Annotated in this window: 16 protein-coding genes; 8 read left to right on the top strand and 8 right to left on the bottom strand. The window is 74.5% G+C overall.

Features of this window, described 5'->3' with window-relative positions; genetic code table 11:
- Positions 1-8: 8 nt before the first annotated feature.
- Together BLS99_RS14070 and BLS99_RS14065 are read right to left on the bottom strand one after the other, a co-directional pair.
- The gene (locus BLS99_RS14070; RefSeq protein WP_091051445.1) at positions 9-257 is read right to left on the bottom strand and encodes a hypothetical protein; all 249 of its coding nucleotides are present in this window, start codon (positions 255-257) and stop codon (positions 9-11) included.
- Positions 258-453: 196 nt separating this feature from the next.
- The gene (locus BLS99_RS14065) at positions 454-696 is read right to left on the bottom strand and encodes a LuxR C-terminal-related transcriptional regulator (RefSeq protein WP_091050627.1); all 243 of its coding nucleotides are present in this window, start codon (positions 694-696) and stop codon (positions 454-456) included.
- 184 nt (positions 697-880) lie between these two features.
- On the opposite strand from BLS99_RS14065, the gene BLS99_RS14060 reads away from it, so the two are divergent.
- The 5 genes from BLS99_RS14060 to BLS99_RS14040 all read left to right on the top strand — a co-directional run bounded on the left by BLS99_RS14060 (position 881) and on the right by BLS99_RS14040 (position 5,321).
- Positions 881-2,059: a sensor histidine kinase gene (locus BLS99_RS14060; RefSeq protein WP_091050624.1), complete on the top strand. Its 1,179-nt coding sequence runs from the start codon at positions 881-883 to the stop codon at positions 2,057-2,059.
- Positions 2,056-2,718 carry a helix-turn-helix domain-containing protein gene (locus tag BLS99_RS14055; protein WP_091050621.1) on the top strand — a complete coding sequence of 221 codons (663 nt, stop codon included), beginning with the start codon at positions 2,056-2,058 and terminating at the stop codon, positions 2,716-2,718. Before BLS99_RS14060 ends, BLS99_RS14055 begins: the two co-directional genes overlap by 4 nt.
- A gap of 156 nt (positions 2,719-2,874) precedes the next feature.
- Positions 2,875-3,327: a DUF4383 domain-containing protein gene (locus BLS99_RS14050; RefSeq protein ID WP_091050618.1), complete on the top strand. Its 453-nt coding sequence runs from the start codon at positions 2,875-2,877 to the stop codon at positions 3,325-3,327.
- Positions 3,328-3,590: 263 nt separating this feature from the next.
- Positions 3,591-3,965, top strand: coding sequence for a YciI family protein (locus BLS99_RS14045; RefSeq protein ID WP_091050615.1), 375 nt, complete (start codon positions 3,591-3,593; stop codon positions 3,963-3,965).
- Positions 3,966-4,130: 165 nt separating this feature from the next.
- Positions 4,131-5,321, top strand: coding sequence for a M20 metallopeptidase family protein (locus BLS99_RS14040; protein WP_091050611.1), 1,191 nt, complete (start codon positions 4,131-4,133; stop codon positions 5,319-5,321).
- A 188-nt stretch (positions 5,322-5,509) separates the two neighbouring features.
- On the opposite strand, the gene BLS99_RS14035 is transcribed toward BLS99_RS14040, so the two are convergent.
- Positions 5,510-6,790: an ArgE/DapE family deacylase gene (locus tag BLS99_RS14035; protein ID WP_091050607.1), complete on the bottom strand. Its 1,281-nt coding sequence runs from the start codon at positions 6,788-6,790 to the stop codon at positions 5,510-5,512.
- 47 nt (positions 6,791-6,837) lie between these two features.
- The gene (locus BLS99_RS14030) at positions 6,838-7,398 is read right to left on the bottom strand and encodes a TetR/AcrR family transcriptional regulator (protein WP_091050602.1); all 561 of its coding nucleotides are present in this window, start codon (positions 7,396-7,398) and stop codon (positions 6,838-6,840) included.
- Between the two features lie 60 nt (positions 7,399-7,458).
- Here BLS99_RS14030 and BLS99_RS14025 point away from each other — a divergent pair, with 60 nt between their 5' ends.
- Positions 7,459-8,238, top strand: a complete 780-nt coding sequence (locus BLS99_RS14025; protein ID WP_218126497.1) for an ABC transporter ATP-binding protein — start codon at positions 7,459-7,461, stop codon at positions 8,236-8,238.
- Positions 8,235-9,557: an FtsX-like permease family protein gene (locus tag BLS99_RS14020; protein ID WP_091050599.1), complete on the top strand. Its 1,323-nt coding sequence runs from the start codon at positions 8,235-8,237 to the stop codon at positions 9,555-9,557. Before BLS99_RS14025 ends, BLS99_RS14020 begins: the two co-directional genes overlap by 4 nt.
- Positions 9,558-9,598: 41 nt before the next feature.
- On the opposite strand, the gene BLS99_RS14015 is transcribed toward BLS99_RS14020, so the two are convergent.
- The 3 genes from BLS99_RS14015 to BLS99_RS14005 all read right to left on the bottom strand — a co-directional run bounded on the left by BLS99_RS14015 (position 9,599) and on the right by BLS99_RS14005 (position 12,035).
- Positions 9,599-10,333, bottom strand: a complete 735-nt coding sequence (locus tag BLS99_RS14015; RefSeq protein ID WP_091050590.1) for a VOC family protein — start codon at positions 10,331-10,333, stop codon at positions 9,599-9,601.
- Positions 10,334-10,411: 78 nt separating this feature from the next.
- Positions 10,412-11,395, bottom strand: a complete 984-nt coding sequence (locus BLS99_RS14010; RefSeq protein ID WP_091050587.1) for a phosphotransferase enzyme family protein — start codon at positions 11,393-11,395, stop codon at positions 10,412-10,414.
- Between the two features lie 58 nt (positions 11,396-11,453).
- Positions 11,454-12,035 (bottom strand): TetR/AcrR family transcriptional regulator, encoded by a 582-nt coding sequence (locus tag BLS99_RS14005; RefSeq protein WP_091050583.1) that lies wholly within the window; start codon positions 12,033-12,035, stop codon positions 11,454-11,456.
- Positions 12,036-12,137: 102 nt separating this feature from the next.
- On the opposite strand from BLS99_RS14005, the gene BLS99_RS14000 reads away from it, so the two are divergent.
- The gene (locus BLS99_RS14000; RefSeq protein WP_091050581.1) at positions 12,138-13,313 is read left to right on the top strand and encodes an FAD-dependent monooxygenase; all 1,176 of its coding nucleotides are present in this window, start codon (positions 12,138-12,140) and stop codon (positions 13,311-13,313) included.
- Between the two features lie 36 nt (positions 13,314-13,349).
- On the opposite strand, the gene rocD is transcribed toward BLS99_RS14000, so the two are convergent.
- Positions 13,350-14,546, bottom strand: coding sequence for an ornithine--oxo-acid transaminase (rocD, locus tag BLS99_RS13995; RefSeq protein ID WP_091050578.1), 1,197 nt, complete (start codon positions 14,544-14,546; stop codon positions 13,350-13,352).
- Positions 14,547-14,552: the final 6 nt, after the last annotated feature.

Here is a 14,552-nt window from a genome sequence, read left to right as displayed (position 1 = left end):
GCGTCGCGCTAGCGCACGCACTCCATGGACACGGCGATGCCGCTGTCCCAGCGCCACGAGCCGGTGAAGCGGCCCTTCTGGTTCACCAGGCACCAGATCGCCATGCCGGCCAGGAGCGTCGCGCCCAGGGCGAGCAGGACGGCGATGAACACCAGGAACCACGCGTCGTAGCGGACGAGCAGGTCGTCGAAGCGGTCCTTGGCCTTCCCGGCCAGGGAGGCGCCCGCGGTGGTCGCCTTGACGCCGGCCAGGGTCATGAACTCGGTCATGGGATTCCCTTTCAATGGGAGTGGGGCGACCGGACGCGGCCCTTGCGGACCGCCCCGGTCTTCGATGCGGCGGCGGACCGGTCGTGCGTCCTCCGCCGGTTTCGATGCTGGCGCCGCTCACGCTGCGCGGTCAAGGGATCGCGGAGGCGTTGATGGGAGACCGTCAATCCGTGACGGGCACCCGTCACCGGGATCGGTGAATGCCGATCAGTCCGCGGCACGCGGCGTTCGCCACGAGCTCCGCGCGGTTGGCGGCGCGCAGCGTCCGGCGGGCGCGGCGCAGCTCGCGCTCCACGGTGCTCAGCGAGATGAACAGCGCGGTCGCGATGTCGGTGTTCGACATCCCCTGCGCCACACAGGCGATCACCCGGCGCTGGCGGACGGTCAGGTAGCTGGCGGTGTCGAGGTGCGTGGGCTCTATCTGCATGGCGGTTCCCCAAGCTGGCGTCGCACGTACGGGAATCGGGTTCGGAGCGGTCGTCGAAGATGCGGTCGAGGGGTGGCGTTCATGGCCTCAGGCTAGGGCCGCCCGAGTGGGCCCGATACCCAACGAATCCGCATTTTTCGGCCGCCGGCCCCCGTTGCTGGACGCGGGGCGCCAAAATGCAGAGGTGCCCCCTCCGACGGGTTCCACCCGCATCGAAGCCCAGCGCCTGGCGGCGTTCTTCGTCGCCGGGATCCGCCTGGCCACGGTCGTCCAGATGGCGCCGTCGGTCCCGTACGCGTTGGAGGGCACCGAGTTCCCCGTCCTGGTCGCGGTGAGCTGGGGCTCGGCGCTGGCGATGCTGGTCGGGATCGCCGTGGTCGCGATCGCGCGCCGGACGCCGCCGGGGGCCCGGTTCGAGACCGCGGACGTCGCGGTGGCCGTGGGCCTGCTCGTGGTCGGGACGTGGACGGTGCCGCCGGAGATGCGCTTCGGGACCTGGGAGGGGTTCCAGCTCGCGTACGCGGTGTGCGTCGCGTGCTCCCTTGCGGGCGTGCGCCGCCGGGAGACCTGGGCGGCGCTCATGCTGGCGCTGGCGGCGGCCGAGGTCCTGTACCTGGCGCCCACGGTCCACGGCGTCCGGGACCTGCCCACCGCGGTCGGGAACCTGTTCACGCTGCTCGCGGTCGGCCCGCTCACGTGGGTGAGCACCCGGGTCGTGATCCGCATCGGGAACAAGGCGGACGAGGCCCGCGCCTACGCCGCGCGGATCGCCCGCGAGGAGGAGGAGCGCCGGGCCCGGCTCGCCGTCCACAATGGCACGGCGCTGCTGCGGCTGCTCGCCGACGAGTCCGCGGACGAGGCGACCCGTGCGCGCCTGCGCGTGCAGGCCGAGACGGAGGTGAACCGCATGCGCGCCTACCTGAGCGGCACGCCGCGGGTGGACGGCGACCAGACCGACCTGGCCGCGGTGGTGTCCGCGATCGGCGCCGAGCACGCGGACATGCCGCTCACCGTCGTCGCCGACCTCGCCGTGGGCGTGCGCCTCGAACCGGGCCTCGCCGCGGATCTCGGTGCGGCCCTGCGGAGTCTGCTCCTCAACGTCCACCAGCACGCCGGGGCGGGGCAGGTGGTGATCCACGCCGAGGAGTCCGCCGACGGCGGGGGCTGGGCGGTCACCGTCCACGACGACGGCATCGGGTTCCACGCGGCGCCGGAGTCGTTCGGCGTGGGCCTGCGCCAAGTCGTCGTCGACCAGCTTGCGACCCGCGGTGTGACCGCCGAGATCACGAGCATGCCCGGCCTCGGCACCACGGCCGTCCTGCACGCGAGGTACACGGCGGTCCGCGGCGGAGGGTCCCGATGACGGCGCGGTTCGCGATGGTCGACGACGCGACGGCCCTGCGGGCCTCGATCGCGGACCTGCTGCCCGCCATGCAGTTCGTGTCGGTCCACCGCAACGTCGAAGAGCTCCTGGAGGAGCGCCCGCCCGCCGACGTGGTGATCCTCGACCTGCACCTGACGAACGTCCTGCAACCCGCCGCCAGCCAGGGGATCGCGGCGGTGCGGCAGGTCATCGGGGCCGGGTACCGGGTGTGCGTGTACACCCAGGAGGAGCGCCGGTTCGTGCTCGCCGCGTGCCTCGCGGCCGGAGCGCTGGGCGTGGTCTCGAAGGCGTCCTCATTGGAGGACGCCGAGACGTCCTTCCGCGCGGTGGCCGAGGGGGAGCTGGTGCTGCCGCCCGCGGTCACCGGCCTGATCGAGGTGCTCGCGCGGCGGGGCGCGCTCACGATCCTGACGCCCCGCCAGCGCGACGTCCTGGCCGGCCGCGCCCGCGGCCTGACCTACGCCGAGCTGAGCCGGTCGCTGTTCCTCTCGGAGTCCACGCTGCGCGGGTACTGGCGGGACCTCACCGGCACGGTCTCGCAGTACCTCCAGGCGACCTCGCCGGGCGACATCGAACGGGCCCTGGGCCTCGGCCCGGGCGACCTCATCGACCTCTGGCCCGAGACACCGCCGTCCTGACCGGCCCGATCGGAGACCGTGCACCTTCAAACCGCGCACTTTCAAACCGCGCACCTGAATCCGGGCATTCTGAGAAAACATTGCGTTCCGACCCATCCGGCACGCCCGCGGCGACGAACCACCCTTGTACCGAACGCTCTCGGCAAGGAGGCCGCAATGTCCTACTCATCCGCCCAGACGACCACCGGGCGGGCCCCGGTCCAGGTCGTGACCCTGGTGATCGCCGCCGTCTTCACGCTCGTCGGGGTGCTCGGGTTCGTCCCCGGGATCACCACCGGCTTCGACGCGATGACGTTCGCCGGCCACCACTCCGACGCGCGGCTGCTCGGCGTCTTCGAGGTGTCGGTGCTGCACAACGCGGTGCACCTGCTCTTCGGCATCGTCGGGTTCGCCATGGCCCGCACCGCGGGCGCCGCGGTCGCCTACCTGCTCACCGGCGGGGCGATCTACTTCGTGCTGTGGCTGTACGGCCTGCTCATCGACCTCGACTCGGCCGCGAACTTCGTGCCCGTCAACGACGCCGACAACTGGCTCCACCTGGGCCTGGCCATCGGCATGCTCGCCCTCGGCGCGATCTTCTCCCGACAGGCGAAGCGCGTCACCGCCTAATGCCACGGTGACCGCGGCGTTCGCCCCGCCGCCCGGAGACGCGGGCCCGTCGCGTCTCCGGGCGGAACGGTGTTCGGCACGGCCGCGAGCCCGAGCCCGGGAACGTCGAGGGAAGTATCGTCGACACGGGCCTCTTCCGCATCGAGGACGTGACGATCAGGGGAGGCCGGCGGCGGTGACGCCGCCCGCCGGGGCGCCAGGCCCGGCGGCACACTGCCCACAACCGAAGTCCGTTACACGCGAACAGATTGCGAGCAGCACCGATGACGCAGTACTTCCTCACCCTCCCGCACGACACGGCCGACGAGCCGACGATGGAGTCGATGCAGGAGTTCGACCCCGCCGAGCTCGAGGCCATGATGGCCGCCGTCGGCAAGTTCAACGCGGACTTGAACGAGGCCGGCGCCTTCGTCACCGCCGGCGGCCTCCACCCGCCCTCGACCGCGATCACGGTCGACGCGACCGGTGATGCGCCGCAGCACACGCCGGGGCCGTTCGTCGAGGCCGCCGAGTACGTCGGCGGCTTCTGGATCATCGAGGCCCCCGACCAGGAGCGGGCCCTCGCCTGGGCCGAGCAGGCGTCGGCGGCCCTCGGCTCCCGCATCGAGGTCCGCGCCCTCCAAGAGGCCCCGGAGTAGGACTCCCGGTGCGGCCCCGGCCCGCGGGCCGGGGCCGCACCGTTCCGGCGGCCGGTCCACCGGCGTCCGCGGCGGCGCTCCCGGAGCGCGCGGGGACGCGTGGCACTATTGCCTCCGCCAGGCGAACCGACCGCCCGGCAAGTGGACGAGACCCCCAGGAGTGACATGGACTTCCGCGCTGCGGCCGCCGCGATCGAGGACAACCTGATCGCGCTGCGCCGCGAGATCCACCGCTTCCCCGAGGTCGGCCTGCACCTACCGAAGACCCAGGCGGCCGTCCTCGCGGCGCTCGAAGGACTGCCGCTGGAGATCACCCTCGGGGAGACCTCCACCTCCGTCACGGCGGTGCTCCGCGGCGGGAGGCCCGGCCCGGTGGTGCTGCTGCGCGCGGACATGGACGCCCTGCCGGTGACCGAGGAGAACGACGCCGATTACGTCTCGCAACACGTCGGGACCATGCACGCCTGCGGCCACGACATGCACACCGCCGGCCTCGTCGGCGCCGCCCGGCTGCTCGCCGCGCGGCAGGCCGACCTCGCGGGTGACGTGGTCTTCATGTTCCAGCCCGGCGAGGAGGGCGGCGACGGCGCGAAGCACATGATCGCCGAAGGCGTCCTCGACGCCGCCGGCCGCAGAGCCGACGCCGCGTACGGCCTGCACGTCATGTCCGACCGGCTGCCCCGCGGGATCGTCACCACCCGGCCGGGCCCGATGATGGCCGCGATCGCCGGACTGTCGGTGAACGTGGTCGGCAAGGGCGGGCACGGGTCCCGCCCGCACACCACCCTCGACCCGATCCCGGTCGCCGCCGAGATCGTCACCGCGCTCCAGACGCTCGTCACGCGCCGCTTCAGCGTGTTCGAGCCCATCGTCATCACCGTGGGCACCTTCCACGCGGGCACGCGGCACAACATCATCCCCGACAACGCCAGGTTCGAGGCCAGCGTGCGCACGTTCTCGGAGGCGGCGCTGGCGCAGGTCGAGGCCGAGTCGGTGCGGCTCGCCGAGGGCATCGCCGCCGCGCACGGCCTGACCGCGGAGGTCGCGTTCGTCCGCGAGGACCCCGCGACTGTGAACGACCCCGCGGAGGCCGCGTTCGTCGCCGCCACGGCGCGGGACCTGTTCGGCGATGACCGGTACGTCGAGATGGCCGACCCGGCGACCGGTTCGGAGGACTTCTCGCGCGTGCTCGAAGCGGTCCCGGGCAGCTACATGTTCTACGGCGCCAGCGTGCACGACGACCCGCGCGAGGCGGCCTCGAACCACTCCCCGCGCGCCGCGTTCGACGACTCGGTGCTCGCCGACGGCGCCGCCCTCCTCGCGGAGCTGACCGGCCGCCGCATGGCCCGCGACTGACGCCGTTCCCGGTGGCGTCCAGCCGATTCCAACGCCTCCTTCCCGTGCCGCCCGATCGCGCGTTCAATCGGCACGGGCAGGGCCCGTCGGGCCCGTGGAGGAAGGAGCGCGCCGTGCGCGAGGACGACTGGAACTAGCGGAACCCCGGCGCCGTCCTCCTCCGGGGGCGGCGCCGCCCGCGTCCGGGCTCAGTCGACCGTGCCGACGGTGCGGAGCACCGCGAGCACCAGCGTCCGCGCCACCTCCACGACCTCCGCGAGCCTGACGTGCTCGCGCGGGCTGTGCGCCACGCGCACGTCGCCCGGTCCGAACTGGAGCGTCGGGATCCCGGCCCCGGCGTACAAGCGCAGGTCGCTGCCGTAGGGCGCGCCCCGCTCGCGCGGGCGCGGCCCGCCGGCGGCGTCCGCGTGCGCCTGCGCCACGACGTCGCCCAGCGGGTGCCCGCTCGGGAGCCTGCCGCTGGCGAACACGCCGCCGGGCCAGGTGACGACGGCCGGATGGTCGCGCAGCCACGGGTCGCGCCCGCACGCTTCGGCCACAGTGGACTCGAACGCGGCGCGCGCCGCGGCCGGGTCCTCGCCGAGCCGCACGCCGAGCCGGCCCTCCGCGACGAGCAGGTCGGGGACGCTGCTCGCCCAGTCGCCCGCGCGCAGCACGCCCACCGAGAGCGCGTACGGGAGCGGGTACTCCGCGAGCAGCGGATCGGGGTCGGCGTTGCGCTCCGCCTCCAGTGCGGCCAGGGCCGCGGCGATGGGCGCGTACGCGTCGATCGCGCTGACCCCGGCGTCCCTGGTGCTCGCATGGGTCGCCTTGCCGGGCACCGCGATCCGGAACGTGAGCGAGCCCGCGTTCGCCGTCAGCAGCGTCCCTCCGGTCGGCTCGGTGATGACGCAGGCGTCCCCCGTGTGCCCGCGCTGGAGTGTTCCGAAGGCGCCGATGCCGCCGTCCTCCTCGCCGACCACGAAGTGGGCCGCCACCTCCCCGCGCAGCCGGACCCCGCTCGCGCGGATCGCGGCCACCGCCGCGAGGTTCGCCACCACGCCGGCCTTCATGTCGCACGCGCCCCGGCCGCGCACGATCCCGCCGTCGAGCCGCGGGACGAACGGGTCGCCGTCCCACTGGGCCCGGTCGCCGGGCGGCACCACGTCGACGTGGCCCTGGAGGATTATCCGCGGGCCGTCCCCGGCGCCCTCGGCCGTGCCGACGAGCCCCCACGCCTCGTCCCGCGGCGCCTCGGTGCCGGGGAACCCCGGCGTCTCCCGCAGGGCCGCGAGGTCCATGGACCACAGGTCGGTGGCGAGCCCGAGCCGGTCGAGGCGGTCCGCGAGCAGGTGCTGCATCTCGGATTCGGCGGCGGTCCCGGTGACGCTGGGCACGGCCAGGAACGCGAGCAGGTCCGCGGCGACGGCGGCGGGGTCGACGGCGGCCAGGGCCGCCGCCTCCGGCGCGGTGATCTCTGAATCCGGCATCGTGCCATCGAATCAGCGCCCGGCGCGCGGGTCAATCCCCCCGCCGGTCAGGCCGGAGCGCCGTCCGCGGCGGCGACCTCGGCGGCCGAGGGCGCGCTCTCGGGGTCGGCGATCCACTGCGCCGCGACGCCGACCAGCAGCGCGTAGTAGTGCGAGCCCGCGGCCCTGACCCGGGCGGGGTCGTCGCGGTCGGGGTCGAGGCCGGTGAACGCGCGCGCCAGCGAGCGGCGCGACATGCGCAGGCCCTCGGTGATCATGGCCCGGATCTCCTCGTCGGTGCGCGCGACCGCGACCGACTCGAAGTTGACGAACCACAGCGCCCGGTTCGCCTGCACCGACTCGATGATGCGCGCCCACAGCGCCTCGCGCTCGGCGTCGGTCACCGTGCCCTCCTGGTCGCCGATCGCGGCGAACAGCACCTCGCCCCACTCCCGGTTGAGCTCGCGCAGCGTGAGCGTGAGCAGCTGCTCCTTGGACCCGAAGTGGTAGTTGATCGACGCCTGGTTCGCACCGGAGGCGCGCACGAGTTCGCGGACGGTGGTGTTCGCGTACCCGATCGTCAGCAGGCACTCCCGGGCCGCGGACAGGAGTTTGTCTCGGTTGCTCATCCCGACATGATATAAGATAAACGTTCGTTTACAACGATCGTTTACCCGGAAGGAACCACCGTGCACACCACCACCTCCGTACCGCCGGTCCTGCGCCTGCGCGACCTGCGCTGCGAGTATCCGGGCGAGAGCGGCCCCGTCCACGCCCTCCGCGGCGTCGACCTCGACATCCCCGCCGGCTCGTTCACCGCCGTCATGGGCCCCTCCGGCTCCGGCAAGACCACGCTCCTGCACTGCGCCGCCGGACTCCAGACCCCCACCTCCGGCACGGCCGAGTTCGACGGCCGGTCCCTCGGGACGCTCGACCAGACCGAGCTCGCGCGCCTGCGCCGCCGCCGCGTCGGCTTCGTCTTCCAGTCCTTCAACCTGCTCCCGGCACTGTCCACCATGGACAATGTGAAGCTGCCGCTGCGCCTGGACTCCCGCCGCCCCGACCGCCGGCGCACCCGCGCGCTCCTCGCCCGCGTCGGCCTGGGGGAGCGCACCGGCCACCGGCCCGACCAGCTCTCCGGCGGCCAGAAGCAGCGCGTCGCCATCGCGCGGGCGCTCATCACCGACCCGCAGCTCGTCTTCGCCGACGAGCCGACCGGCGCGCTCGACATCCGCAGCGCCCGCGAGGTCCTCACCCTCCTGCGCGCCCTCGCCGACCAGGGCCAGACCATCATCATGGTCACCCACGACCCGGTCGCCGCCGCCTACTCCGACGAGGTCCTGTTCCTCGCCGACGGCGCCATCGTCGACCGCGTCCGCCGGCCCACGGCCCAGGCGGTCGCCGGCCGCATGGCCGTCCTCGTCGAGTCCGCCGAGCAGGCCCTCAACGCCGCGGCGGCCCGGCGATGACCGGCCTCGCCCTGCGCTCGCTCGCGCACCACCGCGTCTCGGCGATCGCCACCGGACTCGTCGCCACCGCCGGGATCGCCCTGGTCACCGCCATGGCCGGACTACTCGGCACCGGCCTCGCGGACGCCACCGCGGCCGCCGACCGCGCCTTCCTCGTCCAGTTCCCGCTCATCCTCGGCGGCTGGGTCCTCGCGATCGTCCTGTTCGCCATGGTCTCCACCATCGGCGTGGCCCTCCAGGGCCGGGCCGGCGAGATCGCGGGACTGCGCCTCATCGGCGCCACCCCGCCGCAGGTCCGCGCCATGGTCGCGGCCGAGACCGTCGCCGTCACCGCCCTCGCCGCCGTGCCCGGGACCGCGCTCGGGTACCTCCTCGGCGCCGGGCTCCTGGCCGGCATCCGCTCCACCGGCCTCATCGCCGACGCGACCGCGTACGCGCCCGGCGCCGGACTCCTCCTGCTCGGCGCCCTGCTCGTCCTCGCCGCCGCCGCTGCCGCGGCATGGCTCGGCAGCCGGGCCGTCGCCGCCCGCAGCCCCGTCGCCGGACTCGGCGCCGGGACCGGCCGCCGCCGCGGCGGGCGGGGCCGCAGGACGACCGCGCTGGTCGTCGTCGGCGCGGGCCTGGCCTCCTCCTACACGGTGCTCGCCGTCGACCCGGCGAGCATCCTCACCACGGCGCTCACCGGCCCCGGGTGCGTGCTCGTGGCCGTCGGCCTGTGCCTGCTCGCGCCGGAGCTGGTCGCGCTGGCGGACTTCGCGTTCGACCGCGTCCCGCGTTTGCGGGCGCACGCGCCGGGGCACCTGGCGGCGCGCAACCTCGCCGCCGCGCCCGAGCGGGCCCGGCCCGCGGTCACGTTCCTCACCCTGTTCGTGGGCGTGGCCGCCGGGACGCTCGGCATGCAGGGCATCGAGAACGAGTTCGGCGCCGCCGGCAGCGACGGCCAGGTCCTGGCCGCGATCAACTACCTGGTGGTGGCCCTGATCGCGCTGTTCATGGCGATCGCCCTGTCGAACAACCTCGTCGCCTCGATCGCCCGCCGCGCACCGGAGTTCGCGTCGATGTCGCTCATCGGGGCCACCGCCGGCCAGTCGCGCCGGATGCTCCTGGGCGAGGTCGCGGCGAGCGCGATCGTGAGCGCCGCCGCGGGCGGTCTCGGTGCGCTGGTGAGCATCCTGCCGTTCGCGATCGCCAAAACGGGCGGTCCGGCGGCGGCGTTCGCGCCCGTCCCGTTCGTCCTCACCGTCGCGGTCGGCGCGGGGGTGACGCTGGGCGTGACGGCGGTCGTCGGCCGCCGCACGATCCGGGCCGCGACGGCCTGATGCGCTGCGGGGGCCGCGCTCGCGGTCCCCGCAGCCTCCGGCTAACGGATCGGGGCGGCCACGCCGAAGCGGGCGCCGGAAGGCGCGGTGAGCACGGCGAGGCGGTGGCCGGCGGCCTCGAGCGGCGCGGTACCGAGCGTGCCGCCGAGTTCGCTCGCGCGGGAAGCGGCCGCGTCGACCGAGTCGACCTCGTAGTAGACCGTCCAGCCGTGCTCCCGCTCCGCGCGGTGGGCGGCGCCGAACGGCGCGGCGGCTCCGGCGGCGGTCAGCCCGTCCTCGACGGACCAGTCGAGCAGGCGCCGGTAGAAGTCGAGCGGCGCATCGAGATCGGTGGCGGCGTAGGTGAACCACGCGGGAGCGCCCGGTTCGCCGGACGCCTGGAGGCCCGCGGTGCCGGAGCGGATCTCGAAGAGGCCGAAGTGCGCTCCGGCGGGATCCTCCAGGAGCGCGTAGACGAGGTCGCCGCCCACCGGTGAGGCCGGGATGACGACGTCGGCGCCGAGGTCCGTGGCGCGGGCGACCGCGTCCGCGCAGTCGGGCGTGCGGAAGTACACCGTCCAGCGGCTCGGCACGCCGGGAAGGAACGCGGGGGAGGCGCCGACGAGCCCGCCGATCGCCCGGCCGCCCGCGTGGAAGTCCACGTAGTACTCCACCTCCGGCCCGAAGCCCACCGGCGTCCACCCGAAGAGTCCGGTGTAGAACGCGAGGTCGGCATCGAAGTCGGTGGTCACCGAGTCCGCCCAGGCGGGGGCGCCGTCCGGCATCGTCGCGGTCATGTCCAGCTCCCTTGCAGTCGAGGTCGCCTCGACCCTGCCACGGGGCACCGACATCCGCGGCGGATCGCCGCCGGTTCCCTACAGGTCGGCGGCGATCGCGAGCGCGCGGTGGGACGCGGCCAGGTCGGCGAGGCGCGCGCGGAGTTCGACCAGCCAGGGAGCCTCGTCGTCGCCAGGGGCGCCGAGCGCGCGGTCGATGGCCGCGAGTGCGCCGACCGCCTGCGCCGCCGCGAACAGCGGCAGGGCCGCGACCTCGGCGTCCGTGAGCGGGCGCGCGGTGCGGTACCCGGCCAGGAAGGCGTCGTGCATCGCCCGCAGACCGGGGTCGGGCCGCCCGTCCGGGCCGGTCAGGTCGCGCAGTGCGCCGGCGATGTCGGCGGCGTACCAGGAGTCGGCGGCCTCGTCGAAGTCGAAGGCGGTGGCCCGGTCGCCGTCCCACGCCAGGTTGTCCAGCTCGAAGTCGCCGTGCACCGCGCCGAAGACCGCCTTGTCGCGCGGCAGCTCCGCCAGGCGCGCGGCGATCCGCGCGGCGGCCTCCACCAGCGGCCGGTCGGCGGCGAACCGCTCGGGGACCGCGGCGAGTTCGGTGAAGGACCCTGTGAGGCCCTTCGCTCCCGCGGCGTCGCGGTGGACCTGGGCGAGGGCGCGGCCCCACGCCGCGGCGCGCTCCTCGGTGAGGTCGTCGGCGTCGATCGACTCGCCCGGTGCGGCCTCGACCACCATGGCGCGCATGGCACCCAGCTCGGTGTGGACCGTAGCGGTCAGCGTCCCGGCCGCGGTCGGGACCGGGCGCACCACCGCCGATCCGCTCGCAGACAGGCGGGCCATCAGGTCCGCCACCGGGTCCGCCATCGCGGCGCCGCGGTAGGTCTCGGGTGTGAAGCGCAGGTACCGCTTCCCGTCCGGGTCGGGCAGGACGAACACGTGCGCGGCGCTGGAGCGCCACCATTTCGCGGTCCCGGCGGGGTGGCCCCATTCGGCCGCGACCCGGTCGGCGACGGGGCTCTCCCACGCGTCGGTCACGGTGCGTTTCAGGCGGTCGATCTCGTTCAAGGGCATCATCACCGCCAGTCTCACGGGCACCGGTGGCGCCGTGCAACCCGATTCCCGCTGGCGCGGGTCAGGCGCCCTCGCGGGCTGCTGCGGTGACCAGGGCGTCGACCACGCCGCGGAGCCGGTCGAGGTCGCGGCCCGCCAAGACGAGCCGGTGGAGGACGCCGACGGCCGCGAGCGCCAGGGCCGCCGGGTCGGCGCGCTCCGGAAGCCGGCCCTGGAGCCGTTCGGCCGCAAGGTACTCGGCGGCGGCGCGTTCGATCGCGTCGAAGCCCGAGCCGCCCGCGCCGAGCACGTCCTCGATGCGCGGCACCAGGTCCGGGCGCATCGCCAGGAGCCGGGCCAGCGCGGTGAGCGCGGGGCGGGGGAGCGCGGTGAGGGCGCCGGCGAGGTTCGCGGCGACCTCGCCGGTGCCGACGCGCTCGGTCAGCGCGGGCGCGGCGGCGAGGGTGAAGGACCGGTCGACGGCGTACGCGGCCAGGAACGCGTCGAAGTCGGCGAAGTGGCGGTAGAGCAGTCCGGCGGCGACCCCGGCCTCGACGGTGACGGCCCGCCCGGTGAGCCCGGTCGGGCCCCCGCGCAGGACGACGGTCTCGGCGGCGGCGAAGAGATGCTGCCTGAGCTGGGGGATCGCGATACCTCGTGGCACGTGCCCCAGTGTAACGGCGCGGACCCGGGCCTGAGCGCAGCGAGGATGAGCAGTCGTTCATACTATGGATGAACAAGTGTTCATACTCGTGAGGAGGCCCACATGGCAGCAGCAGGACACCGCGGGCGGCGGGCGGTGGTCGTCGGCGCGGGCATCGCCGGGCTCGCCGCCGTGCTCCGCCTGCGCCGGGCCGGCTGGTCGGCCCTCGTGGTCGAACGCGCGCCCGAGCGCCGCAGCGGCGGCTACATGATCAACCTGGTCGACGGCGGCTTCGACGCCGCCGAGCACCTGGGACTCGTTCCGGCGCTTCGGGAACGGGACCTGGGCCTGTTCACCTCGATCATCGTCCGCGCCGACGGCACCGCGAAGTTCGCCGTCCCCGAGGAGATCGTGGCCGCCTCGGTCGGCCCCCGCGCGCTCACCGTCTTCCGCGGTGACCTCGAGGCCGTGCTCTTCGAAGCGGTCCGGGACACGGCCGAGTTCCGCTTCGGCACCACCGCGACCGCGATCGAGCAGGACCGCGACGGCGTCACCGCGGTCCTCAGCGACGGCTCCACCGAGCGCGCCGACCTCCTCATCGGCGCCGACGGCCTCCACTCCGCCGTCCGCGCCCTCGCCTTCGGCCCCGAGCCCGACCACCTGACCGACATGGGCCACATGGTCGGCGCCCTCCCCCTGGACGAGGCCCCGGCCGGACTCGAAGCGGGCACCGGCACCACCTACATCGGACCCGGCCGCACCGCCGCGCTCATCGCCCTCGGCCCCGGCCGGTCCTCCGCGTTCTTCGCCTACCGCACCCACGACACCGCCGCCCAGCTGCGGCTCGGACCCGCGAAGGCGCTCGCGGGGGCGTTCGGCGACCTCGGCGGCGGCGTGCCCGACGCGCTGCGGCGACTGCGCGACGACCCCGGCCGCGCCTACTTCGACTCGGCGTCGCAGATCCGCATGGACGCCTGGAGCACGGGCCGGGTCGTCCTCCTCGGCGACGCGGCCTGGTGCGTCACCCTCTTCGCCGGATACGGTGCGGCCCTGGCGATGAGCGGCGCCGACCGCCTCGGCGACGCCCTCGAAGCCGACGACGTCCCGGCCGCGCTGGCGTCCTGGGAGGCCGGCCTGCGGCCGGAGGTCCGCAAGCGGCAGGCGCTGGCGCGCCGCGGCATGGCCCAGTTCGCGCCGCCCACCAAGGGCCGCGTCTGGATGAACGAGGCGGCGATGCGCGCCATGCGCGTGCCCGCCCTGCGCGGCCTCGTGCTGCGCGCCGCACGCGCCGCGAGGTAGCCGCGGCCGGCGCGCGTCGCGCCGGCCGCGCGCGGGTCATCCTGCGATGGCCTGCTTCAGGGTCGCGATGCCGCGGTCGATCTCCTCGGGCGTGACGACCAGCGGCGGCGCGATGCGCACCGTCCGCCGGTGGGTCTCCTTGCACAGCAGGCCGAGTGATGCCGCGCGTTCGCACACTTCGCGGGCGGTCGGGCCGCCGTCGGCGAGGTCGACCCCGGCCCACAGGCCGCACACCCGGACCCCGTCCACGCCGTCGAGCCCGGTGAGCGCGCCTTCGAGGTGCTTGCCCAGCTCTAGCGCGCGGGCCTGCCATTCGCCGGTGGCGAGCATGGCGACGACCTCGGTGGCGACGGCCGCCGCGAGCGGGTTGCCGCCGAACGTGGAGCCGTGGGTGCCGGGGGAGAAGACGTCCATGACCTCGCGGTCGGCCACCACGGCCGAGACGGGGACGATGCCGCCGCCGAGGGCCTTGCCGAGCAGGTACACGTCGGGCACCACGTCCTCGCGGTCGCAGGCGAACGTGCGGCCGGTGCGGGCGAGCCCGGACTGGATCTCGTCGGCGATCATGAGCACGCCGTTCGCGTCGCAGGCCGCGCGCACCGCGCGCAGGTACCCGGCGGGCGGGACGACGACGCCGGCCTCGCCCTGGACGGGTTCGATGAGGACGGCGACGGTGTCGGGGCCGATCGCGGCGTGCAGGGCCTCGGTGTCGCCGTAGGGGACCGAGTCGAAGCCGCCGTCGTAGGGCCCGAAGCCCTCGTACGAGTCGGGGTCGGAGGAGAAGCCGACGATCGTGGTGGTGCGGCCGTGGAAGTTCCCGTCGAAGACCACGATGCGGGCCTTGCCGGGGGCGACGCCCTTGCGGGTGTAGCCCCACTTGCGGGCGGCCTTGATCGCGGTCTCGACCGCTTCGGCGCCGGTGTTCATGGGCAGCACCGCGTCCTTGCCGCACAGCTCGGCGAGGCCGGACAGGAACGGCCCGAGCGTGTCGGTGTGGAAGGCGCGCGAGGCGAGGGTGAGCCGGTCGAGTTGGGCCTTGGCGGCCGCGACGAGGCGCGGGTGGCGGTGCCCGAAGTTGACCGCGGAGTAGGCCGCGAGCCAGTCGAGGTAGCGGTTCCCCTCGGTGTCGGTGACCCAGGCGCCCTCGCCTTCGGCCAGGACCACCGGCAGCGGGTGGTAGTTGTGCGCGCCGTAGCGGTCTTCGAGTGCGGTCAGGTCGCTCGATCGGTTCATGGACTC

The sequence above is a fragment of the Glycomyces sambucus genome, assembly GCF_900102815.1.
Classification (GTDB): Bacteria; Actinomycetota; Actinomycetes; order Mycobacteriales; family Micromonosporaceae; genus Glycomyces; species Glycomyces sambucus.
The sequence above is the reverse complement of the archived record's forward strand: the minus strand, read 5'-3'. Positions and strand labels throughout refer to the sequence as shown.